A 24,259-nucleotide genomic window follows, 5' to 3' on the forward strand; every position below is an offset into this window, starting at 1 on the left:
GAATTGTAGTTTATCAAAGTGTTTACTACTTGATTATTTTAACCTTAAAGTCACCTGAAACAGGATTTCTTGCAGTTGACGTGTCAAAATTTACAAATCGTACAGTTACGACATTAGATGCACTAACGAAAGCAGTATATTGACTATTTGGTTCCACCGAAGCATAAGGGACACCAAGTGATACAACATCTCCAAGAGCAGCACCAGGAACAGAAATATTTAAATCTTGTGAAGTGCCAGGTGCTGTATTAGGGAAGTCTAAAGTAGCGGCTCCCGTTAATATTACGAGTAAATCTGACGTCATAGCAAACGTACCGTCTTTGTTTGGAAAGGAAAATGTTTTAGGAGAGGATGTCGTTATATTCTTGGTATCTAATCTAGCAGTTCCGGCTAAAGTCGTGGAGCAAACCGCGATATGATCCCCCGATCTATGAATGAAAGGCATAGAGCCCCCACTAGTGAATCCTTGATCTGTTGCGAATTGCAGCCTCTCAGATAAAGATTTAACCCCAGCTATTGTTTCATTTCCGTTTTTATGGACAACGTTAGAGTCTGCAGCAAACGATGAACTAAGCACTTTTTCGACAACTCCTGTAGAGCTATCTCGAGTCAATACATCATAAGCTCCAGCACTTGTAGTTGGTACTGTTGTAATTGTAGCAGAATTTAAAACAGTATCTCCTGACTTATTTATCGTGAAAGTATTCACTCCGTTATTTTGACCCGCAAAAATAAATCCAGTAGATCCGGATGACCCGTTAGATACGACACCTATTCCGGTCGAATCGTTCACAGAATAAATACCACTACCGGTGGAAGTATTAGAGGCAGCAAATCCAGTACCTGATGAGTTATTTGCAGATGTGAATGCGTTTCCTATTCCATTATTAACGGAAGCCAAGCCGTTCCCATTACTGTTATTTATTATGTAAAAACCAGATCCTCCGCCGCTATTAATAACCTGCCCTCCTCTTCCTGTTGATGAATTAGTTATTTTAAACACAGTAGATCCAGGTGCTCCTCCATTATTTGTCAAATCTAATCCGCTAGATTGGGAATTAGTTGTATTTGTTGAAGATTTCACGCCTGTAAAACTTTCATTACCTGAAGTGTGTAGTACATTTGCATCATTTGCTGGAACATACCCAATATTAGACTCTATCACATTCCAATTAGTAGATACTTGATTAGGGGAATTTACAAGAGCAAAAAAACTATCACCTACGTTTACAGATTTCCCTGCCAACACTCCAGCTACTGAAACATACCATAAATCTCCTTTTTGTATCGCTCCTGAAATCCCGCTTCCTCCAGTAATAGGAAATAGGTTACCTGAAGCATCCCAAACACCTCTAAGATTTATAACACCAACTAGTAAATTGTCTGCGTATGCTTTTACAGCTGCGACAGACGGATACAAAATATCATTTACTGTAGTGAAGTTAGTTGCTTTATTCAGTAAATCTTCCTTGCTAACTAAAATCGAATTAACAGCATCCACAGTTGGATACTTCTTGCCGGTACCATCTACAGTTAGAGAATTCTGTTTATTGACTACTTTTTCATAATCACCTCCTATTATTGGAGGTGTATTGCCAATAGTTGAATCTGTTACATTAATAATTGTAACCAGGACTGTATCAATTGGCGTTGGAGGCGTTGGAGAAGTACCTTCTGTTTCAGGGCCTAAAATTCGAATTATTTGATTGTTTTTGTTTGCAACCAAAATATCATTTCTAGTATAACCAGTTTCAGCATACTCAATAGTAAATGATGTGTTACCCACTGTTGCATAATTTACATTCCCAATGATCCATTGTGCGCCAGTTGCAACAACAATATCATTTGCAATAATTGAAACATTAGCAGACACCAACTGATTTTGTCGAACTGAATTAAACCAATCAAATATCTGTTGAATCTTAATTTTATATGAGGTACCGGAATCACTTACATGAATCTCAGAATTTGGGCGCAGAACCGATTGCCATGGTAGTTCTACAATTTTTTTAGCATTATTTGCAATTGCATTTAACCGATCTGTCAATAAAGCTACTTGTTTTGTGATAATAGATTGGAAGCTCATGATGATAAATATTTTATCCCACAAATGTAAAAATTATTATTTTATTTAGAATCATTCTAAATAACAAAATTGCCTATGTAAGAGATTAATATTTAATAACTTTGCTTATATGATGTTTATATTTATCCTTTTTGTAGTTATTGTTGGCGGTTGCTGGAAACTTGGCAAAGTAGCCGGTAATGCATTATTTCCAGATCAGAATTCTTCAAGATTTATAGATAGATCTACCAATATTGTTCATCATCATCACCATCACTATCATGACAATCGCAGTATTCATGTAGATGGAAAACAATTTAAAGATTTGAAATAATGAACACATTTAATAAGGATAAATTTGTTCAAGATTACGAGATACATTTAAAATCGCAAATTTTACAATTTAATAAAATTGAAAATCCGACAAAAAGAGACGAAGAAATATTCTATCCTGATGCAGACAAAATATATTTAGATCTGGTTAAACAAAATAATCTAAAAATTCATAGTGATGAATTAGAAGATGTTTATAGTAAAACACAGGAAATTAACAACCGTTTATTTAAACTTATAAAACCCGCTAAATAAAGCGGGTTTCTTTTTTTTCATATTACTAGTACGCTACATATCCAGATTCAGTAGAAATTAAACCTGGTACTTCAACTTGCCCTTCATCTAAATCAAAATTTCCAGTTCCAATAGAGTTGTAAACATTTCCCGTCTTGATCATATTTGCAGTTAAAACGTATAGATTTGATTTCTCCAACGGACCTTCAGTACTAAAACTGCCATTTTTCACATAACCTACTCCATTTAACCACACTTTTTCATGTGATAGTGCAATCATTATTTTGCGCCAGATTTCTTTGGTTACTGGTTCAAAAACAAATTGATCAACTTCATACAGATCGGCACTTAAAAGCAAAGCTGCAGTATCTGTTTTATGGATCTCACTATTCTCTTCTGGAAGTCCCTTTTTACTTGTAAGCGGAATCCTAATCTTAAATTCAATCCCGGTTGCATAAAAAACATCCGTATTTGTTGTATTATGATATTTGATTTCAACTACATCTTCATGTTTTACTTGACACCATAATTCCTCGCTTAAATGAGTAATAGTTGCAAAGTTAGGATCTGAATTCACAAGCTGAACGTGAAACTTTTGATCAATAAAATTTACCATATCAATGAAATACTCATATATTTCATAATTGAACCGGTTAAAAATAGAACCTACTACAATACTAATTTCAGATCCGGAAAAGTTTTCTGAAATAATTATCACGTCTGAATTCTTTGATTCATCAAAAACAATCTCCTCAATCAAAAACCAAGCATTCGAGATTACAATATAATTCCCGGAAACGCCCCATTCCGGAAGACTGCCATTTAAAGAGTAGTTTCCAATAACTGAACTCGTATTATAATCATATGTATTCCCAGATATAAAATAAATGCCGGCCTTACCACCTCCAATACTGTATTTTCGCGCATCTCGTTTATCCTTTATTCCAATATTATTTGACTTTTTTTCAATCGGTATTACAATTTCGCTTAGATCCTCTCTAATTACTTTGGCAACATTACTACTGTAGTTTGATTTAAACTGAGTGGGCACAATGTCGGCACTTTGAAATTGCTGCACCTCTTTGTAAACAACATCAACATCAACCTCACAGCTTAAAGTATTTTCATCCGTTTTATAATTTTCCGAATCGCCCCAGGTAATTCTTTTCGCGTATCTAATCGAATTTGACTTCGAGATGTAAAAATATGGTGATTGAATACCAAATTCATTCACTGAAAATGCTTTAGTAAAAGAGCAGCCTAATTGATCTTTTACATTTAAAACAAAATCACCGACATCAAGACCAGTGAAAATATTAGACGATTGCCATGAAACATTATCTAATGAGTATTGCAAAACTAACCCGGTCGAATTAGCATTTTCCACCAAAACTGTCGCGCCGTTGGGGCTGTTGTTCACATTGATCGTAAAATTAGCAGCCGAAAGTAAACTTGGTAATACTATACTTTTACTTGCTTGTTTTCCATTTGCGTCTTCCACAATCACGTTAATCGTATCACCACGCAGCCAATCGAGAGCAAATGGATTATTGGTATTTGGATCAATCGAAACTGGACTAATTACTTTTACAGCTAAATTATCTGTTGTAACTAAAACACGTACTTTCTGGCATGGAGTTGATAAAGCTTGACCGAAATTAACTTCCGTAATATTGAATGCTGGCAATGCCGGTTCATTTTCAATAATGAATGTAACATCTCCATCGGCAGATTCATTTAAAAACACAGCACCTGCAAAATTTGCTGTGATGATTACTGTACCTATTCCGGAACCAGCTGGTCCTCTTGTTGATTCGACTGTGTACAAATTAGATGTATTGAAATCTAAATCAAATGCTCGTTTGTATAAATCTGATGCATATCCGGAATATATAGTTTCAGGCGAAGTTTCTGTTGTAATATCTTTTGGTAACTCAGCCTGATATTGTCCTAACCTTTGGCCAACAAATGTTTCTCTAGCGAACATTGAAGTAATATCGCTATGTTGGTCAAAGTAAACAGACTGATTATAAATAGGCACCGAGTTAAACTGAATTGTTATTTTTGAATTTGCCATGTTTTATCTATTAAATTTTAATACTTTCCAAGATCCTTTTCCGTTAGGTTTTAGGTTTAATAAAAATCCTTTCTCAGTTTCACCATCTTCATTTATGAATTCAACTAAACCGTACAAATTCATCACTTTTTTGCCCAAAATCATTGTAAATCCGTTGACTTGCTGCATAACATCAAAATCACATACATGCTCAAAGTCTATTGTTTCCGGGATAAATCTGGCCGGCTCAAGTTCTGCGTTGATCACATCTCCATTCTCTGCATATTCATGCTTCCCGGAAAGCTTCGTTCTTAGTTGTCTGTTGGCAGCGGACGAACCAAATTTCAATTTATTCGTCGCATACTTAATAACTGAAGCGGATATCCACCACCCATGCCGCAATAAAGAGTTTACTGGTGACAATCTAAGACCAGTAGCTGTTTCAGGGCTGAAAATACCGGTAGGCGCTTTTTCAAAATCATCCTGCCATTTGCGTTGAGAAAAAGTATTTGAACTTGTTTTTTTCAAATCGAGAAAAAATATATCTTCATCGTAACTCGAATCTTCAGTTTCATTTAATGATTTAGGCTTTCTGCGCGCGAATTCCATCCCATAACTGTCGGCCCTATACTTTGAAATTTGAGTATAGACATTTTTAAGCCTACTTATGTACGTTGAAAAATTTGATCTTACATTAAATTCATCCAATCCAAAAGCTTCTTCATAATCTCCCCCCTTTTCATACCCTATTTCAATTGCTGAGTAATATTTATCCGGCGCCGTATTCCGGTCCACGTTTTTAACCTGATTGGGAAGCCGAATTGTTACATTTTTGTTATAGAAATAACTTAGTTCTTCAATTCGCACTCTTTCTTTATTTCCAATATTTTCGATTCCTATGCCTAAATTGAAAACAGCTTTAGTTGAAGTTGTGAAATCACTAAATGAGGTAGTCACCGGTTTAAATAAATTTGTGACTTTTGGCGAAGTGCTAGTTTCTTCTTTTGGCAATGGCAATTTATCGAACTGTCTCACCCAAAATCCGTGAGTAAATGCAACATAAGCTCCTTTTCCGTTCACCGGGTAACCTAAATCTTTTCTTCCAAAGTAGTCTGAGTAGAAAGCACCTTGTTTATTGGTTGCAATAGTCACTAATCTATCAGCTAATTCATGGGCTAAAATTGCCTTTGTTGTCGATTTTTCCTCAAAACTCTCTTCATCAACATCTAAACTACAAACAATGTTCTCCGCGGAAATTTCAAGCCTTTGTGATCTGGTATTTGCAAAGTCAACATTTTGGTCAAAAAGCAATCCTAAACTCTCATTTGCAAGTATTTTTACAGTATCGTCAAAATCAACCTGAAATGTCTTGCCATGCAGTTCAGCATGTGATGTTTTCTCAAACAAAAATCTATTTTCCTTTAGAATAAAATCACCCCCATTTTTATAGGTAGCCAATCTGACACAAAATTTAAAGTTTTGGACGTCGTCAAACGTATATATATTAGCTTTGAATTGTAACTTAATCTTTATTTTTAAATCACGATCCCTATCGGAAATTGCAAAAAACAAATTACTTACGTCGCCGTTTCCGGTTCTATCCCATGAGTTATCTCCAACTAATGAACCAGCTATCGGCGCTTGAGCACTTTCATGTGACTTGTTAATAAGAGCCATAGGAACAGATATGGTTGAACCTCTTGTATTACCATCCGAAGAAGTATTCACAAGGTCAGCCGAATTCTCACTCTCCTTAGTTACAAATTTTGTCTGAAGGAAAATTTTTCTACCATCAAGTTCAACATTTATTGTTTGCAGTTCCGGAATTATAGAATCGTTGATTGTAGTTGTTCTATCAACTTCCACAGTTTCAGAATTCCTTGCTTTTAACTCCTGTTCAAGCCCTCCGGAGTTAAATTTTACTTTAACTTGACCATTGGAGCGGCCCCATGTTGACAAATCAAGATACCCAGAGTAAGTAAGGGTCCAAACATCATTCTGCGGATGTCTTTCGTTTCTAATCAACTCAATTTCCATCATAATTCCATAGATATCATATCCTAACTGGATATAATCTGCCCCTTCTTTTACAAACTGCAGTGAATTTGAGAATTTTGGAAAAATACCATGATACTCTTCATTCCTGGAATACTCCTTATCATCATCGTTCCAACCAATTGGTTCAACAATAATAAGTTCACCCATCTCTTTGCTTTTTAGGATGTACTGTACACGATCGTTATATTGTGGATTAATATTTCCCATTAGCTCCAGTTTGTATTTTTAGACTTCCATACTTCGTGGGGAATATCTATTTTAGGAATTTTGATAATCGGTTGTTTTTGATTCTCAATTACTTTTCTTGTCAATTTCATTTCCTCCAGCATTTCTTTGCCATAAGCAGTTTCATAATATTGGGTAGCTTGAAAATCACTCATTTTTTGCCCCTGCATATTAAGACTGGCCATCATTGCAGCACGTTGCATTTTGTTAAAATCACCTACCGACTTATGAACAGTATCACCTTCATATAACTGAACAATTTTATTACTTCCAGTTGGAACTTCAATTGCTCCGGACTTACGTTCAATAACCTCCTGAACATATCCTCCGGATGGCCCGATACCATCATTGATAACTGCGATTTCTTTTTTACCGCCTTTACGTCCATCTTTGTATTTTGGAAGTGGTGTCGCGACAATCGCTGCTAATTGTACAGCTGCTACTGCTGCAGTAATCACAGCTAATGCAAGTCCAATACCTGGCCCTGCTGTTAATGCTGCAGTAACTGCCTTTCCAGTATTCATGGATGCTTCTGCAATTGCCATAGCCTTATTGAAAATTGCTTGCTTTTCTTGCTCTTTACGCTTCTTTTTTTCTAAAGCATCGTTTTTCTTGTCACGTTCCTTTTGAAGAAGATCTTTCTGCCTTTCATCGTTCTTTGCAAGTTCAATTTGTTTAGCATAATATGCATCATTAGCTTGCTGATCAGCCTCAATATTTTGTATTCTTCTTTCAAAAATTGCATTCCCAAGATCTTGGAGAGCAAAAGTTAAGTTTTGTGATAACTCTTCAACCTTCTTAAAATACTCTTCATTGAAAAAAAGTATTTTTTTGGTTGCTTGATCATTGTTTAAAACATTTAGCTCCGAGTTTTCTAATTTTAATCTTGAGAGTTCATTATCATACTGTTTCCTTTTTTGAACGGAAATACGCTCGTTTTCAGGAAGCTTGTCTTGAGCAGCCAATATATCTTCAATTGCTTTTATTTGAATAGCTATTGCTTCTTTTGCAGCTGATCTTTTAATTTCAATGATTCTTCTTTCGTGTTCTTCTTGAGCCTTTTCTAAATTTGTATTCTTATTTAATGACGCATTATATAGTATATTCTCCGCTTCTAAGGCTTTGTTAAGTTTAGTGTCATTTGTTAATAAGTCAGCATCAATCCTCTTTTTAACTTCCTCAACCTCACTATCAATAATTTTTTGACGATCCTTGACTCCTTTTAGCGTTATTTTTTTTTGGTCATCTTGAAACTTCTCCAGAATTAACTTCTGACCGTTCGTTAGTTCTTTTTTTATCTTACCAGTTTCTAAAAGTTCACTAATTTCCAAATCAGAAAGTTCTCTTATAAATTTTCCAGTCTTCTCGTTGTATTTACCTAATTGAAACAATTCATATTCCGCAGCATTTCTGATTCGTTCAGATGCTAATTGGTTGTAATCCGATAAAGAATCAAGTCTTTTATCGTATGACATTTTATCATTTTCCAAAATCTCATCATCCATATCTAAACCAACTTGAAGGCGAAACTGTTGCAGTTTAAATTGGTCGTCAAGTCCTTTTTTCCAAAGTTCAAAAGCATCCTTTAATTTCTTTCTTAAAGCAGCCAACTCCTTCTTGCTCATTTCCTTCTTAAATTCAGCGTCTTTAATCGCAGCATCTTTATCTAAATCAGCTAATTGCTTTTCAAGTCTCTTCTTCTCGTCGGTAGTTAATTGAGCATTCTTAATTGCTGTAGCTTTTTTGAAGGATATTTTATCTTTTTCTGTCTTTATAAGATCGTCCAGTTCATCACTATTGTGACCTTCTTTACTTACACGCCAGTTTCCATTTGCGAGGTAGTTCTTTTCTATTTGAAACTGTGCGATGCGTTGTCTAGAACTATTAATCTCAGTTTGGGTCCTATCAGCTTCAGCTTTTTTCAACTCAGTAAAAACTTCTAAAGAGGCTACCAAAATCTTTTTTTTCATCGCAATTTCCTCTTTATCCAATTTATCTGAATTTTCACCCTGGGCTTTTCTAAGCTTTATATCTTGTTCGATATCTTTAAATCTTTCGTTATTTGATTGATCCCGGGCATCAGAAAACGCTTTTTCAGACTCCTCTAATTCTTTATTTGCATCAACAATTTTTTTAATATTTTTCTCTGCATCACTCATCTCATCATTAAAAACCATATAAGCGACAATTGCCGCTGACAAAAAAGCCAGTATTAATCCCCATGGAGTTGCTTTTGTAGCAACATTTAACCCTTCCTGTGCAACCATTGCTTGCCTAGCCGCTGCAGCTTGTGCAAGAATGGATCTGGTACCAATACCTGTTGCTAATGCAAAACGTATCTGTGCCGCAGTTGCAGCTGCTTGTAAAGCACTATACGTTACCATAACAAAATTTACAGTTCTTAAAATTCCTACGTAGGTAATTAAAACCGTTCCAAATTTTACTATGAAATCCATAATTTCCTTAAAGTTGTCTCGCACAAACTTTAAAACTTTAGCCAAGTAGATGGAGCCGGAGCTGGCGTCGTTTGCCATTAAAACATACGCTTCCCATCGATCATTTATGTCAGCCAGAATAGAAGATAAACTTTCGGAAGCAGCTTCAACTTCTTTGTTTAATGCAACATTTTCTTCATACTCTTTTTTAGCCTGAGCCATTGCACTGGCCAAAAGATCATAATTTGCAGCCAGTGAACCGATAGTTTTAAACGATCTAACCTCATCCAATCCCAGTTCACCAAGAACAATTGCCAGATTTTGTCCCTCTTTTTTAGCAGTGTTCAAACCTTTAACAAACTTTACGAAAACCCCTGTTGCGTCCTGGTTAAATTGTTTCGAAAGTTCCTTTTGAGTTAAATTTGTTAATTTTAAGATTGCTTCCAAATTTTTACCAGTCGCTATTGACTGATTAATTACTCCAAATGTCTTTTGAATTGAACTTGCTGAAACTTCGGCTTCAGATCCTAAAGAAGAAGTTGCAGCACCAAGTGCCAAAACTCCCTGTGCGGAAGTATTGTACACTGCAACCCCTTTTTGAATTTCTGTTGAGTTGGATAACACTTCCTTTTCTGTAGTTGAAAAAGAGTTTCCTAATTGAGTAATTACTGAAGCCAATCGATCTGCATTTTCAAAACTGTCAGATGATACCTCAATAAACTTTGCAAATTGTGCGACACCTTCTTCGGAGTTAATATCTGAAGTTAGTTTTAACTTTTCGATGGCAGATGAAAATTTTAGAATATTTGCAGTACCGGTTACACCCAACTGACCGGCAACCTCCGCAGATTCTATAAGACCAGCAACCGTAATTCCATTACTCTTGTCTCCCAACTCAACAAGTTCTCGTCCAAATTGTTTTAGTTCTTCGCCAGTCATATTCGTAGTTTTACCAACTGCTATTAACTGTTTGTCAAAATCTAAGACAATACTAAAAATGTCTTTTACAACTACTCCAAACAGTTCTAAACCGGTTACTAATCCAAATGTTGCAATAAGATCTTTAAGAGTGCCACGTAGACCTTCAAAAGCACTTCCGTAGTTACCAATATTTTTGGTGTAATTTCTAATTGCTGCATCCACAGCCTTTACTCTGGCATCAAGTTTGTCAAACTCTGCTTGTGCGACAATAATCTCAGCCGTATTCTTTTTCTCAGCGGAAATTAACTCTGCCAATCGTTTTTGTGCATCAAGCCTCGCTTGGTTCAATTTCGCATATGCGCCAACAAGTCCAAGTCGCTCCCTTGCTGCTTGCTTTAATTGTTTGTTAGTTTCTGCAAGAAGTATTTTTTCTTCTAATGTTGCTTTATTTGATGACTCTTTTGCTTTTCGCTCTTTATCTTCAAGCGCAATTGTTGACATCCTGATTTTATTAGCTGATATTTCCGCTGCTTCCCGCTCCTTTATAGCAAGTATGGCTTTCTGAGTTGCCAAAATTCCTTGTTGTAAAGCCGCATTATATGTAGAATTACTTGACGCTTCTTTGATTTGTTTTTGAATACCTGCAATTTGAAGAATGCCCTGAACAAATTCTTTATTTTTGTCGATGGCAATTTGAGTCTGATTGGCATAATCTTTTCCCCAGGTCAATGCTTCCTCTTCAATTATTTCTTTACGAGTAATTATTCCTTTTGAATTTGCCATTTTACTTCTTTTTTGTTGTCTCTTGTTTCTTGATCGCTTCTATCTTGGCATTTACTTGTTTCTCATACCCGAAGTAAGCGTTGTAGGTTATGGCATTAAAATCTCCTATGTGGAAGCCTAGTATTGAGCAATATGAAGCCATGATATCATCAATAGTATATTGTTGTCCGGATTCTATCTTTGGTAGATGTTGCTTAAGCACTCCGATCTTTACTTTAAAAGCATTAGACTCTCGTTCTATTTGGGCAATATCTTCATAATAGACAACCTCATCTGTAGTTCTCAAAATGAAACCATACTCTACAGTTAGTAATTGATCCAAATCTTCATCGTAAGCAAATTTCAAAGCATCACATGAAAACAAAACAACTTTAAGTTGATACTCCAAAGACTCTATTTCCTTAGAGATCCTGAATAATTTCTTTCCTTGTGGAGTCGCATTTTCTCTATTTTCATGTTCTTCATAAATTGCGGCCCAGGTGTTTATCAAAACTTCCTCGTCAGTTTCAGTTGGTGAAAGAAGCTGCAGATTTCCTGTATCTACTATTTTGAGAAATGTTTTATATGGGATTGTATCTAAAGAATCGTAAATCATAACTTAAGTATGTTGCGTGAGTTTTTAATAAAAAAAGGAAGCAATCGAGATGTGATCACTTCCTTTAATTCTTTGTCAGAAAGTCCAAAAAGTTCGTCCGAAAGCCAATGATCACTATTTAAAATGTCTTGATTTTTAGGATCTCTTGAACTAAACCTCAACACTCCGGAAACTTCTTGCATGTAAAAACCTTTCATCCAATCTCCGGAATCAATACCGGAAAAGGGCTGACCTTGTTTTTTCCTGCCATCAGTAATTACTTCCGTCCAGTATGAATAAAAACCAATTGGATTTCCGAAAATATCTTTACTGTCTTGTGAAATTCTTTTTTTCTGAATATCCAGTAAATCCTTTTCAATACTTCTGATGAATTTAAAAAGATCAATCTCCAGCTTTTTCGGTGTCAGTTTCCTTGCCCTTTCTAACTGTTGCTGAAATGTTGCCATTAGTAGCGATTTTGTGTGCTTTTATCAATTCGGCTTCCCTTTCTCCGGATGGGATATCTTTAAAGATATGAGTTGAAGCAAAATCTTCTTTAAACTCTGCGAAGGGCTTGTTGTAGCCCTCCGCAAAAGTGATCCCTTTATATTCTGGCATTACGGTGTAACCTTAATGATTAGTGGAGTTGGTGACTCATAAGAAGTACCGGTACCAGTTTGAGTAACAACACCTTTTAACGTTAAAGTAAACCCATCTGTGAATCCCGTTCCTGTGAGCGTATAAATACCATCAGGAGCTGCCGGCACAAATGAGTGTGTTACAACTGCACCTGCCGTATCTCTCAATAGAAAGTTTAAGCCCACAAATGAGGTAATCTCTTCATCACCACCGGAACAACCATCAGTTGCAGTGAATTTTATTTCACTTGTTGTAGCCGATACTTGTTTTAGTGTAACGTCAAAGATTCCAAAGATGTCGTCAGCGCCCCAACCCTCTGGGCGGAAAATCGCACCATCATCTTCAAACTCGTTGTAATCTTTGTAATTGAGGGTTACTTGTGTTGATGCTGGGCGATCTGAAGTCGGATCAATACGTTTCCCAACATTCATAACAATAGCCTGGCCTTTTACTGTTCCATCTTCGTTAATGACTCCTTTGATAGCGCCATCTTCAGTAAACTCAAACAAACCTAAATCAGCTTTGTGGTATGTTTTAAGTGCCGAATGTGAGCAAAGGCTTAAGAAGCTATTATATGTAGTTACTTTTTTACCAGTTGAAGTAATATACTGGTTTCTTCTACCTTCAAAAACAGTATCTTCCGTATTTGCAGAAGCCAATTCCTCAACCTCATACAAAGGAATTATTTGTTTCTCGGCAACCGCGGCATTCCATTTTGTCTTATCCTTTGCATCTTCGATGCTGTCAAACTTAAATCCCAGAACGTGCACCGCAGTTTTTATTGTAAGCCCTTCAAGACACTGCTCTTTGGCACCGGTGTTTTTTTTGGCTTTCTTCTTGTTTTTACACTCTTGGTAAACCATGATTTCTATTTTTTTAATTAACAATTAATTTTGTACTTCAATTTTCCAGTCAAAGCGAAAACATGATAAGGCTGTATGTTTAACTTTCTAATGTGATCAATATTGAACCCTTTAAAAACAGCTTCAACTCCTTTTTCAAATCCATCTATCTGAAACATTCGATGTTGTTTCACAACTTTCAATGCCTCAACCTCAACTTCCATATCAGCCCGGTGATTAATGTTTGGTTTAATCTTTCGCAGATCAACCATAAACACAATCTTAACATCACTGAAATAAAATACCCGGTTGTCAGTAGTATGAGTCTCGTCATCAATGAAAAAGATGTTCGACGCCTGTAGATCATTTGTAAATACATCCTTGTATTCATTTTTACCCATATAGAACTCAGGAACATAACCTTTATCCTTTGATAAGTTTTTATGAACACGGCCATAAATATCCATTTTGGGCCAGCCTAGTTTTGAAAACAAAGCATTTTGGATAACTTGTATTTCTTTATCAATTCCTTTTGGATTTACAATTGTATGATTCATGTTACCAGGCGTTAGCATTGTTTACTACAATCTTATAGGGGAAAATTATTTTTTGAGCCTTTTTAATGCTTTGCTCCAGCTTGTATATGATTCCTTTTGCGACGAAATGACCATTGTCATTCCTGGCGCCTTCCAACTCAACTTTCAAACTCTGATAACTCATTTTAGCATTTCTCTCAAAGAAATTTGAGCGTGAAGTAGAAAGGTATAATTCCAACATTTTAATTGATACTGAGTACCCAATTGAGTCATCAAATAATGCCGGTCTTTGCAGAATAACATTGGAATAATCAACTACTGGATCATAATCAACGTATGTATCAAGAATCGACGTTAACACTGTCAAAACTGCTTGCTTTCTAATAGTTCCCAAGTAATCATTAAAGTCTACTTCATTCATTTCTACCTCAGGAACTGCGGCATAAACATTGTCAACGAGCACAGAAGAATGATACCAGTTAAACATCTTCCCAGAGTCAGCTGTTTTGTTACTTGCCGTTAAACCAAATGGCAGGCCCGATGATAATTCAGACCAACCAATTCGGTTTATGAGTATATCTATTGCTTCTTGACTGTACATATTAAGCAGCTACAATGTTCGCTTCAAAAATCAATACCTGTTCATCAGATAATTTATTAATACCGGACATAATGTTTGCATCAGAAGTACTTGTAGTAATTGTACTATTCGGCTTAATCATTTTATAAGCAGCAACTACAGACACTTTTGTGTAATTAGTCCCTTTGTATGCAAAATTGCCATCCCCTTCTGTTTGAACATCAGCAACAGCCTCTTCAACATTCAATAAATAAATCGATGAAACATTATTGATTACCGGCAAAGCCAAAGCTTGTGATGATGTAAATTCAGCAAAGGGCTCTTCTGTACTCCATTTCTTCAACAAAATGAAAGAACCTGATTTCTCATACATCACTTTAGATGATTTACGAGTTTCTTCAGCAAGAATACCATATGCAAGCTTTCCAACTTTGTTTGATGTCAAGAATATAACATTATCAACTGCCCATGGGGTGTGAATTGTTCTTATACCATCACGTTCTGTTGTTACAGTTCTATCTACAACAATTATAGACAACTTGAATTTACGCTGTAGCATCGCATTTACTTGTTCAAGATCTGGTACTGGAATAGCTGTTCCGACAAAATTTTGAGAGAATGCATATTGTTCTCTAGTTTGTTGATTACTAGCAAATTTGTCGAAAGTATCATCTGACATCATCAAAAATTTGATCTGATCTCCTTTTGATTTGGCAACTTTAACAATTCTGCTTATATCATCAATTGGTTTAGCGTTTGCATTAGACCATACAACTGAAGCGCCAAATTTATTAGAAGCAACATAACCGTAATCCACACGTACACCTGTACCAACATTATTCTCATCTTCTACTAATCCAATTCCAGTTGACAACCCTTGAAGGAAAATAAGCTCCATTTTCTCATGAACCCCCATAGTACATTTAACCTCATCTTGAAATATCTTATCAACCAAAACAGCTGTTTCAACATTTCGTGCCTTTAACACATCAATATCGGTCATTTGCTTTTCAGTTAATTGTAATTTCATACCTGACTTTGGAATATCTCCGGAAGCTGTACCAAATGAATCTCTTTTCTTTAATGGTAGAGCAGAATCTAATGCTACGATATCAGCTGCGACAATGTTTGAGTTTACAGTCAAACTTTTCCATTGTAAATCAACACTTAATTCCTCTGTCAACATTTCTTTATATAGATAGGTCAACTCTGTTTTTTTACCATTTACTTTTTCTTCAATGGTTTTGGCAATGGCTTTAAAATAAGCCATAAACTGTACAAATAATGATTGATTCATAGCTTAGTCTTTAGTAAATCTGATTAATGGTAAAGCACTTGCTAAAGCCGAAAGGATAGAAGCAATGCCATATTTAGAAGCGTTTTTGTTTACAGAACCTCTTACCAAAATTCCAACAAAAGGTTTTGTTGTCAAAACGCTTGAAATAACAATCCCCTTGTAAGTATGGTTTGCTGGTAATGATCCATAGTTTGAGCCAGAAACAGGCATAGGTTTTAAAATTCCCGTTGCTGTTTCTTCAATAACAACATGCCCGGCAGGAATAACTTCTGGTGCGAATCCTGTAGTATCTAAAGTTTTTCCACCTGGAATAGTTTCCAAGTTTAAAACAATCACAATACTGTCATTGCCAGTATCGAAATTTGCTCCGGTGTTATTTAAATTTGCGGTAGTTCCCGACATAATTTTTAAATTTTTAGATTAAACAATTTTTAAATGTTCAACATGCCTTCAACAACTGCATCATCAACTTTAATATCAGAAGGGTTGCCGCCTCCAGCTGGTGGAGCATATTGATTTGTGTCAGCAGACAGCTGAACCAATTGACCATACTCAGTTTCAAGATTTTTAATTTGATCTTCAAATGAGGTTTCGGAATTAACATCAATTCTGTTTATCCAGTTCGGCTTTACACTTTCTGGAATTCTTTTAAGAATTTCTGATTTATTGAATTGTTCAGATGCAGATGCTTTTTTAGTTTCAGTCGCTTTTCCTGCCTTTATAGCCTCTAACTCAGTTGATACACTGTCCAATTTACCCATGATTAGTTTTACATAATCTGGAGTGTTGTCCGGCAACTCAACTTTTTCATCTTTCTTTTCAATTGGATCTAATCCAGCTTTTTTCCTTGCCTCTTCAATTCCTTTTTGTTTTTCTGCTTCAAGTGTTCTGGTTCTATCATCATCTTTGGCGATATCCTCAATACTCATAACATCATTAAAGTCATTGATTACTGCATCAATAGCTGTATCGTCTGCGTCATCCGCTGGTTTTTTTGCAAGTTTATCCGCTATCGCGTCTAACCTTTTTTGTGACAAATTAGCCTTAGGAAATAATACCTTAAGTCTTGCTATCACCTTTTGTTTGTCTACTGCCATGTTGAAATAATTTTGTTACATTTTTATAGAGACAAATGTAAATAAAAAATCCTTATTTAGAATCATTCTAAATAAGGATTTTATTTTATAATGTTTTTTGTTTATAATTAGACGACTGCAGCCTCTTTTTCTTTAGGCTTTAAAGCAACTTCTTCCTGAATTAGTTTAAGTTCATCTTCAGGATTTTCAACCATATCAATTAACTTAATAGCTGTTGTAGTCGAAAGTAATCCTGCTGCTTTAAGTGAGGTTATTATCTCAGTTGCTGTTTTAACATCATCCGGAATAATTGAATTAAATACAATCTCGTAAAATAATGCTTCAGAAAATTTAACAAGGTTTGTATTGGTGGTCTTGACCACTCCTGAAGTTATAATATTTAGGATTCGTTCAATCATAGTCCTGTTATCGCCCTCATTCATTGTTGATTTTATAACAGCATCCAAGAACATTAGTTTTAATGCTACGCCGGAAATATCCCCCATTCCTTTCAGGTTATTAAATGAAAGATCTGGAGTATGCGAAATAGAGTAAATAAGGTCTTTCACACTGTCAAATTCAAGTTTTGCGCTTTCAGCTGAGTTATCTGCAGTTAGAAACTCTGCTTTACCATGTATCTGTTTACCATCATCATCAACTTTAATTGGAAATTGTAACACTTTTCCTGAATCATCTTTTTCAGGAAATGAATTAACCTCACCAAATATTTGAAGTAAAGGATAAGCTGTATAGTCATTAGAGCCTCCAAGCTTGGAAAGAGTTGTTTCATATCTATCAATCAATTCTCTTACTATAAACCATTCCGGTTCCTCCTGTTCAACATAAACTATAGGTATTCTGTCAAATCCATGAGGAATAACTTTGTCAAAATAAGCTAACTTACCTGTTTCATCATTTAGGTAGTGATAATTAACCTCATCCCAAATCTCAACGTGGTTTAATTCTTTTCCATTCGTATTTTTTGCTTTATATTCCCACATGAATAGAGTCATGTTTCCAGTTGCATCAAAAAATGGCGTCATAGATCCTTTTGTATTATCAAGTATTTTTGACTTTATTTCTTTGGCTTGCGTTCCTAATTTGAAGAAATTCAATATTTTTTTAAATAGAGAATTGTCTTTTATATCGGTAATATAGAATTGAATTGCTCCTTGTGTTTCTGACTTCTTTAGTGAAACTAATTTTTGAAGTAAAGCATCAATCCTATTTGTTTTCCAAATCATTTTTACAAGATCCGAAAGGTAATTTGATTCAGAAGGAACAAGAGTTACTGGTTTACCAACTTCAAAAGCAGTGGCTGTTGAAACAATTTTTTTCGCAAAATCAATAGGAATTCTAACAGTCTTAACTGATTTTGATTTTTCTCCAGTTCCAACAACTTTATCTTTTTGAATGTTTCCAACTTGAGAATCTCTAATAGTTCTATCATGTTGTTTGTATTCTTTCTGGTACGCTAAAATTTTAGCACTATCTTTTGATTGTTCTTTAATTTTTGCAATTACTTTATCTGGCTCTGATTTTAATTGCAATAAGAATTCTTCTTCCATGACTAATAATTTATATTATTGATTGATTCTTGACTTGATTGTAATACAATTGTTGGCGAGTTGTGAGCAATGTGCCCATAACGACTACCATCCCAAATATGATTGAATTGATCTATAGGCTGATTAATTGCAATTCCATTTATCTCCTTCATTCTGTAGTTTTCCTGTTCTTTTTTTGCTTGTTGGTACAAATGGTTTTTAATAATGTGTATTTTCTTTTTCTTCATTGAGTTTAACCAATACATAACTGATTTGGTTTTCTTAATCTTGAAAGCATTTACATATCCTTGTTTCTTAAGTCCTTTCACCATTTCAACAGTACCTTTGTTTTCTCCGGTGTATTTGTCTGCCGAATCACAAGGCATTATAATATCTTTTTCAAGTCCAATTGCTTCTATAAAATCAGACAGATCTTCAGGGTTTTCTATAGGTTCGTAAGACAGCGGTTCAATCCAAATGTTATATTCATCTTCACCATACTTTATAAGCGTATTCGGATCTGTAGTAAAACCAAAGTCATTTGGATATATTGGCGCAATATGTTCTGGAAATTTATCAATCCATTCTACAAAAGGAAAAATAACTCCTTTCATTGCACCTCTCAAACCAAGTCCATAAACTTTCCACATGAATTCATCAGCAGTACCGTTTGAAATATTGGCAGGATGCGGAGGCGGTTGATTGGTTTTACCTATAGGCTCAACTTTTTTTGTCTCTTTGTTATAACAACAAATGACGTTATTCTTGACTATGTATGAACCAGGCTTCCATGGTTCATAAGACAATATTTTATTTCGTTCCTGAGCAGAAACAAACTTATTATCTAAGTACGTCGTTCTTAAAAATCCAACATCAGGACGTGACAGAACTTTATCAAAAAACCAATGTTCAGTCACACTTGGATTATAATCCGCCCACCAAAATTTTCTGCAACGCATTTCAGATTGATCAAATACCGAATTTTCAAGAAACATTATTTCATTGTAAAAAGCATAATCACAACTAGCACCGTGTTTACCATCACCAAGAAAGTAAATAGTGCTCTTGCCAATTTTAAAACTCCTTATTTCTTTGGCATTATGAAAAGGGTTTGGAAGGGAATAATCATCTAAACGTCTTTTAAAATCGTCATATAAAGTTGTCTTAAACTCATTATATGTCTCACGATAAATGTTTATTGTACAGCCATCAACCTCAACAAACAGACAAAGCCAAATAATAATGTCAACACCGGACCAAGTTTTACCGGATCTTGAAGATCCTTCAAGCGCACATCCTCTGAAACCTCTGACTAACTCTCCATTTTCGTTATAGTGTTGATCTGTGATTGCATTGTATAAAATGCGATAATTAGGGTTTGTTCCTTCATTCAATACACATAAACGGCCACGAGCAATATCGATATCTCTTTCTTTTAAAAGATTCTCGAGTTCTAATATTTCCTCATCAGTAATGTCCATTTATAAATTCTGGTGGTTAAGTACTTACTTGAATATGGCCTTTTGAAATTAGGTGCATAATTCGTAGTTCAACGAAATCTCTTTCCTTTTTTGATAATTTGCTCTTCTTCTCCTGTATTAATCTTAATTCATTGATCAATTCATTATAATTATTTATAACCCGATGAATTGTTTCTTTTTGAGCTTTCTTGCGTTCTTTTCTTTTTTTGAAGTAGTTAAGAATATTTTTGATCATGCAGCATTTGTTTTACCAATTGACTTAATAACCTGGTCAATTGTGTCATTAACTTCAAATGTAGTTTCGATAACTTTTGATACAAGATCTTTAATTTCTTGATAGGAACAGATTAGTGTATCACTGCTTTCCGCTGCATCTAATATTGCATATCCGATAAGCTCCGGATTAACAGTTTCTTTTCCATTGACGAATACGCGTCCATTTTCGATTGATATGTTCATGATCGTAGTAGTTAGTATCTTAAACAAAAAGCAAAATCACATCTGGTTTTCAGCAGCTACCACTTATAACTCACCACTTAACGCTAAACGGTCCAGATTGTCTACGTGCCATACCAATAATCCACGTATCAAAGAATGATATAACGAGCCTATGTCCTTACCCGAATGGTTCTCTGTCCTGACTTATCAGGGTGATCATTGCTTTTGTTTAAAATGATTTGTGGCCTTGACAGGATTTGAACCTGTGACACATGGATTTTCAGTCCACTGCTCTACCAGCTGAGCTACAAGGCCAATTGAATTTCATTTTTCCCCGCCTATCCTGCTTGCAATCAGGAAACATTGACTATTAATTACGTACTTAATGGAGCAATGCTTTCGGCGGGTACTTCTTCTTGAGTGTTGTGGAGAAAGCCGGATTCGAACCGGCGACCTGCGTTTGCTATGACTGCCCTTACTTTACATGTTTTCAGAGTCTCCGTACCAGCGAAACACCACTCTAACCAACTGAGCTATTTCCCCGGTTTTATTACATTACAAATCTAAACATATTTTGTTATTTTATAACATATTTTATAAAAACAAATTTATCAAATTACAAACCCATTTTAGCTTTCAACTCGGCAATTCTTTGTTCGCGTTCTTCCGGTGTTTTAAAATCTGAACCAGGATTCTTTTGCTCATTATCTTTTTCATAGAACCCAATATGTTTATTGATCTTTTCGATAGACCACTCTTTACCATGAAGTTTTATTTCGATGCCATATTTTGTCTGCTTTATGCCTTCAATGCAGCTTTTTTGTTCTGGAGTAAGTTTGTCAAATGTTTTTAAACGCAATTCTGTCCGCTTTTCAATTGTTGTAGTAGTGATTTTACTCTTACCAGTTCCAGTTGTGGTAGTAACCGGATATTCAAATTCGCAATACTCTACATACTCATCAATACGGGCCTTACGAAACAGATCTAACTGTCGAAGCATTTCTTCAGATGTAATTTGAAACTTCTCTTTTGCGATTGCCGCTACTTCGGATTGTAACTCTTTTACCCTTGCCGCTACCTTGACATTATTCAATACCCGGGACGCACATTCATGAATAGACTTATCAGATTTATTCGTATAAGAATAACCGGCTTCTTTGTACGCTTCTGAGCCAACACCTGTCCTAACATAGGCCTGCGCAATTGCTTCTTGTAAAATGGTGAGATTGTTCGTTTTCATATGATCCAATTGAATTACAAAATTAATAAAATATATAATTTTTAAATAAAATATGTTAAAGTTTAATATTTTCTTTCACGACACAACAATGCGTCGTATATTTGTAGGGTAGAATTGAAACAATTATTAACAATTAAATTTTAAAACAATGATTTCACTAGAAGAGTACGAAAAAGCTCTAAGTATCGTAACAGGGTTCCATGAGCAAATTAGATTAGAGTCGATAGAAGTTAAAGAACTTATCAATCGCAAAACAGAAGAAACGTTCAGAGAATTAAAAGATGTTCAACCGCATGACGAAGTAAAATGTATCAACGTACATGGCGCAAGTAGCTTTACAAAAGACAAAAAGTATGAAGTACTCAAAGTCGAATGGACACAGTTCCAAATTATGAATGACAACGGAGTAAAGAAGTGGCACCGATTTTCAAATAAACACTTCAAATTAATTTAAACGTACTAATCAAGGGAGGTCGAAAGACCTCTCTTTAAAAATAAAAATCGATGATTACAATAATAAAAAATACATTCAAAAGAATCATTATCTGGTGGAAAGCCGTAATACTTGGATATCCATATTACAGAATTAAAAGCGAAAAAGGCGATGATGGTGAATACATTACCGGCTTCACTTATAGAAAAAGAGCAAAAGCAATAGCCAAAGAGACCGGAGGAAAATACTTTATTGACTACAGTTTTATTATTCACGAAGATCAAAACATATAATAAGAAATCAATAACCCGTCATTAAGGACGGGTTAAAACAAACCTTAAAAAATAACATCATGAATACTTACTCAAAATACGCCCCTAATGTCTTTGTTGCAAAATGCCCAGAAATGCACGAAAAAGGCGAAACAATAACACTTACTACTAAGTATGGAAAAGAACACGATTGCATTGTATTTAATCTAGTTGCGAAAGATAAAGATGGTAATTTCTTTTATTCAATCGTCCGAGCGGATGGCTTCAATTATCAGGAATATTGTAAACAGAAAGCCGATAGATACCAAAAATGGTCCGCATCTGCTGAGAAAAAAAGCACTGAATATTGGGAAGCTTCCCACGAAGGCAAAGATTTTCTTGTATTGGCCGAACCAATCAAAATTGGACATCATTCTGAGAAACGACATAGAGCGTTAATTGAAAGGAATCATAACAGAATGAGTAAATCAGTGGAGCAAACTAAAATAGCCGAACAGCACGAAAGTAAAGCCGATTACTGGGAGCAGAAAGCACATCTAATTAATTTATCAATGCCTGAAAGCATAGAATACTACGAGTACAAAGTGGAGGAAACAAAAGAGCGTCATGTAGGATTTAAGTCTGGAAAGTACGAACGTACACACTCTTTTTCTTTAACCTACGCAAAAAAGGCAGTAAATGAAGCCGAAAAGAATCTGGCCACTGCAAAAAAACTTTGGGAATAATGATCAAAAAAAAACCTCTCTTTCGAGAGGTTTTTACCTTTTGTAGAAAGGAAACTTAATTATTACAATTAAATTTGGCACAAATATACAGAATATGGAACCAATTGAAAAAATAAATAAAGTCTTAGATGATTTTGGAATGAGCGGAGTTAAAGCAGCCGAAGCGATGGGAATTACCTATAACACTTTTAGAAGTAAAAAGACTGGGAAGAATGAACGCCATTCGTTCAATGAAAAAAACTACCAAGACCTTATTTCATTTATTAAAACTCAAGCAAATAAGCTATAGAAAAACTGATAAAAGCCTTCTAAAAACATTAAAAAAATATTGCTTATTATTAGAAAAACTCTATATTATACGGTGGCTATAACCATTAACAAAACAAAACAACTTGCTAATTACTAGTAACTTACGAAATGAATGAAAAATATCTCATTTTCTGGGTGTTGTTAAAAACTACGCCCGATTGTGCATAAGTTTGACTTTTATTTTAGACTACAAATAACAATCTTTGTAGTCTACTAATAAAAAAAGCCACAGTTGGCGCTGTAGCTTTTTTAAATTCCTTTTTTATGGACCTACGTAATCCAGAAATTTGGTTAACAATTTCATCTATTGCTTATTATGTTATCAGTACGATTTGTGTAATTGTACAAACATGCAAAAGTAATAAGATTGTCTAAACCAATTATGAAACCCGTCTTATAGGCGGGTTTTGCATTTACAAATATATGCAAACAGCGCAAAAATTTGCGCATTCAAGTCAAAAGTTAACATTAATTTTATTAACAATAGCTACTTCTTATTTCTTATAACTATTATTTCCCCTTACTACTTCTACACTAACAACGCTTTCACGTACTTAATCAGATTACTTTTCATCAACTTCAATAAGTACTATTTTATCTACTAAATAGTTCCACAAACTAATTTGTTCCAATTTAGAACACTCGGTACAAATGTACCTATTACAATCTACAATAATTTTGCATGTCTAAATTTGAATATCATGGATAGTAATGTAAAAAAGGAAGTTGAAAATCATATTTTGAAGGCTTCCGGATTAGGAGAAAAGAGTGTTGGATATAAAGCAATACAACAATTATTTTCAATGGAAGAATTGGATTTAATGTTTAAATATGAATTGCTTCTTGATATAAGAAGAGGTTGTATACACTTGGGGCTAAATATTCAACTGAGCAGAGATAAAATATACATTGATGAAGATGTTGTAAAAAATTACTATGAGAAAGTAATGGGGTTACAATATCCTGAACAGAAACCAGAACTCACATATTATGATAGAATTAAATTGAACCGAAAAGAACAATAAAAAAGCCACTCTATTTGAGTGGCTAATATCAGTTTATTTAAATTTACTAAATAATCTATCCAATTACTGTGTCATTAATAGTTGCTCTCATGATATTTGTTTTTAGATGTTGTTTATTAATTTCGAATATAGATT

At 34.8% G+C, this 24,259-nt stretch carries 24 protein-coding genes and 2 tRNA genes; 7 read left to right on the forward strand and 19 right to left on the reverse strand.

Annotation, left to right across the window (positions count from 1 at the left end; all coding sequences use genetic code 11):
• Positions 1–25: 25 nt before the first annotated feature.
• Positions 26–2,086, reverse strand: a complete 2,061-nt coding sequence (locus BHE19_RS14165; protein ID WP_070907647.1) for a hypothetical protein — start codon at positions 2,084–2,086, stop codon at positions 26–28.
• A 109-nt stretch (positions 2,087–2,195) separates the two neighbouring features.
• Here BHE19_RS14165 and BHE19_RS14170 point away from each other — a divergent pair, with 109 nt between their 5' ends.
• Both BHE19_RS14170 and BHE19_RS14175 read left to right on the forward strand, forming a co-directional pair.
• A complete protein-coding gene (locus BHE19_RS14170; protein ID WP_070907649.1) occupies positions 2,196–2,399 on the forward strand; it encodes a hypothetical protein in 204 nt (67 codons plus the stop codon).
• On the forward strand, positions 2,399–2,653 hold the full coding sequence (locus BHE19_RS14175; protein WP_070907650.1) for a hypothetical protein: 255 nt from the start codon (positions 2,399–2,401) through the stop codon (positions 2,651–2,653). The genes BHE19_RS14170 and BHE19_RS14175 overlap by 1 nt, the downstream gene beginning before the upstream one ends.
• Positions 2,654–2,678: 25 nt before the next feature.
• Here the strand turns inward: BHE19_RS14175 and BHE19_RS14180 are convergent, their stop codons facing one another.
• From BHE19_RS14180 to BHE19_RS14260, 18 genes are all read right to left on the reverse strand, one after another.
• Complete coding sequence (locus BHE19_RS14180; protein WP_070907652.1) at positions 2,679–4,709, reverse strand: hypothetical protein; 2,031 nt, start codon at positions 4,707–4,709, stop codon at positions 2,679–2,681.
• A 3-nt stretch (positions 4,710–4,712) separates the two neighbouring features.
• Positions 4,713–6,953, reverse strand: a complete 2,241-nt coding sequence (locus BHE19_RS14185) for a hypothetical protein (RefSeq protein WP_070907654.1) — start codon at positions 6,951–6,953, stop codon at positions 4,713–4,715.
• Positions 6,953–11,110 carry a hypothetical protein gene (locus BHE19_RS14190; RefSeq protein WP_070907656.1) on the reverse strand — a complete coding sequence of 1,386 codons (4,158 nt, stop codon included), beginning with the start codon at positions 11,108–11,110 and terminating at the stop codon, positions 6,953–6,955. Before BHE19_RS14190 ends, BHE19_RS14185 begins: the two co-directional genes overlap by 1 nt.
• Before the next feature lies 1 nt (position 11,111).
• On the reverse strand, positions 11,112–11,705 hold the full coding sequence (locus tag BHE19_RS14195; protein ID WP_070907658.1) for a hypothetical protein: 594 nt from the start codon (positions 11,703–11,705) through the stop codon (positions 11,112–11,114).
• The gene (locus BHE19_RS14200; protein WP_070907660.1) at positions 11,702–12,151 is read right to left on the reverse strand and encodes a hypothetical protein; all 450 of its coding nucleotides are present in this window, start codon (positions 12,149–12,151) and stop codon (positions 11,702–11,704) included. The genes BHE19_RS14195 and BHE19_RS14200 overlap by 4 nt, the downstream gene beginning before the upstream one ends.
• A complete protein-coding gene (locus BHE19_RS22805) occupies positions 12,087–12,302 on the reverse strand; it encodes a hypothetical protein (RefSeq protein WP_123923469.1) in 216 nt (71 codons plus the stop codon). The genes BHE19_RS14200 and BHE19_RS22805 overlap by 65 nt, the downstream gene beginning before the upstream one ends.
• Entirely contained in the window at positions 12,302–13,186 is an 885-nt protein-coding gene (locus BHE19_RS14205; protein WP_123923467.1) for a hypothetical protein, read from the reverse strand. Before BHE19_RS14205 ends, BHE19_RS22805 begins: the two co-directional genes overlap by 1 nt.
• 17 nt (positions 13,187–13,203) lie before the next feature.
• Positions 13,204–13,722 (reverse strand): hypothetical protein, encoded by a 519-nt coding sequence (locus tag BHE19_RS14210; RefSeq protein WP_070907663.1) that lies wholly within the window; start codon positions 13,720–13,722, stop codon positions 13,204–13,206.
• Between the two features lies 1 nt (position 13,723).
• The gene (locus tag BHE19_RS14215) at positions 13,724–14,302 is read right to left on the reverse strand and encodes a hypothetical protein (protein WP_070907665.1); all 579 of its coding nucleotides are present in this window, start codon (positions 14,300–14,302) and stop codon (positions 13,724–13,726) included.
• 1 nt (position 14,303) lies between these two features.
• Positions 14,304–15,578: a major capsid protein gene (locus tag BHE19_RS14220; RefSeq protein ID WP_083342552.1), complete on the reverse strand. Its 1,275-nt coding sequence runs from the start codon at positions 15,576–15,578 to the stop codon at positions 14,304–14,306.
• Positions 15,579–15,581: 3 nt separating this feature from the next.
• Positions 15,582–15,980 carry a hypothetical protein gene (locus BHE19_RS14225; protein WP_070907670.1) on the reverse strand — a complete coding sequence of 133 codons (399 nt, stop codon included), beginning with the start codon at positions 15,978–15,980 and terminating at the stop codon, positions 15,582–15,584.
• 29 nt (positions 15,981–16,009) lie between these two features.
• The gene (locus tag BHE19_RS14230) at positions 16,010–16,675 is read right to left on the reverse strand and encodes a hypothetical protein (RefSeq protein ID WP_070907673.1); all 666 of its coding nucleotides are present in this window, start codon (positions 16,673–16,675) and stop codon (positions 16,010–16,012) included.
• Between the two features lie 107 nt (positions 16,676–16,782).
• Positions 16,783–18,222 (reverse strand): phage portal protein, encoded by a 1,440-nt coding sequence (locus BHE19_RS14235; RefSeq protein WP_070907675.1) that lies wholly within the window; start codon positions 18,220–18,222, stop codon positions 16,783–16,785.
• 2 nt (positions 18,223–18,224) lie between these two features.
• Positions 18,225–19,682 carry a terminase family protein gene (locus BHE19_RS14240; RefSeq protein ID WP_070907678.1) on the reverse strand — a complete coding sequence of 486 codons (1,458 nt, stop codon included), beginning with the start codon at positions 19,680–19,682 and terminating at the stop codon, positions 18,225–18,227.
• Between the two features lie 231 nt (positions 19,683–19,913).
• Positions 19,914–20,168, reverse strand: coding sequence for a hypothetical protein (locus BHE19_RS14250; RefSeq protein ID WP_124020467.1), 255 nt, complete (start codon positions 20,166–20,168; stop codon positions 19,914–19,916).
• A gap of 194 nt (positions 20,169–20,362) precedes the next feature.
• Positions 20,363–20,435: transfer RNA gene (locus BHE19_RS14255), tRNA-Phe, on the reverse strand.
• A gap of 111 nt (positions 20,436–20,546) precedes the next feature.
• Positions 20,547–20,663 (reverse strand) — tRNA-OTHER (locus BHE19_RS22810).
• A 73-nt stretch (positions 20,664–20,736) separates the two neighbouring features.
• Positions 20,737–21,360: a terminase small subunit gene (locus BHE19_RS14260; RefSeq protein ID WP_070907684.1), complete on the reverse strand. Its 624-nt coding sequence runs from the start codon at positions 21,358–21,360 to the stop codon at positions 20,737–20,739.
• A 148-nt stretch (positions 21,361–21,508) separates the two neighbouring features.
• Between BHE19_RS14260 and BHE19_RS14265 the strand changes: the two genes are divergently transcribed.
• The 5 genes from BHE19_RS14265 (at position 21,509) to BHE19_RS14285 (ending at position 24,124) form a co-directional block, all read left to right on the forward strand.
• Complete coding sequence (locus tag BHE19_RS14265; RefSeq protein ID WP_070907687.1) at positions 21,509–21,814, forward strand: hypothetical protein; 306 nt, start codon at positions 21,509–21,511, stop codon at positions 21,812–21,814.
• Between the two features lie 50 nt (positions 21,815–21,864).
• Positions 21,865–22,086, forward strand: coding sequence for a hypothetical protein (locus BHE19_RS14270; protein WP_070907689.1), 222 nt, complete (start codon positions 21,865–21,867; stop codon positions 22,084–22,086).
• A gap of 59 nt (positions 22,087–22,145) precedes the next feature.
• Positions 22,146–22,790 carry a DUF3560 domain-containing protein gene (locus tag BHE19_RS14275; RefSeq protein WP_070907691.1) on the forward strand — a complete coding sequence of 215 codons (645 nt, stop codon included), beginning with the start codon at positions 22,146–22,148 and terminating at the stop codon, positions 22,788–22,790.
• 94 nt (positions 22,791–22,884) lie between these two features.
• Positions 22,885–23,079, forward strand: coding sequence for a hypothetical protein (locus tag BHE19_RS14280; protein WP_089059946.1), 195 nt, complete (start codon positions 22,885–22,887; stop codon positions 23,077–23,079).
• A 721-nt stretch (positions 23,080–23,800) separates the two neighbouring features.
• Positions 23,801–24,124 carry a hypothetical protein gene (locus BHE19_RS14285; RefSeq protein ID WP_070907695.1) on the forward strand — a complete coding sequence of 108 codons (324 nt, stop codon included), beginning with the start codon at positions 23,801–23,803 and terminating at the stop codon, positions 24,122–24,124.
• Positions 24,125–24,259 lie beyond the last annotated feature (135 nt).

It is taken from the genome of Flavobacterium tructae (assembly GCF_001853485.1).
Classification (GTDB): domain Bacteria; phylum Bacteroidota; class Bacteroidia; order Flavobacteriales; family Flavobacteriaceae; genus Flavobacterium; species Flavobacterium tructae.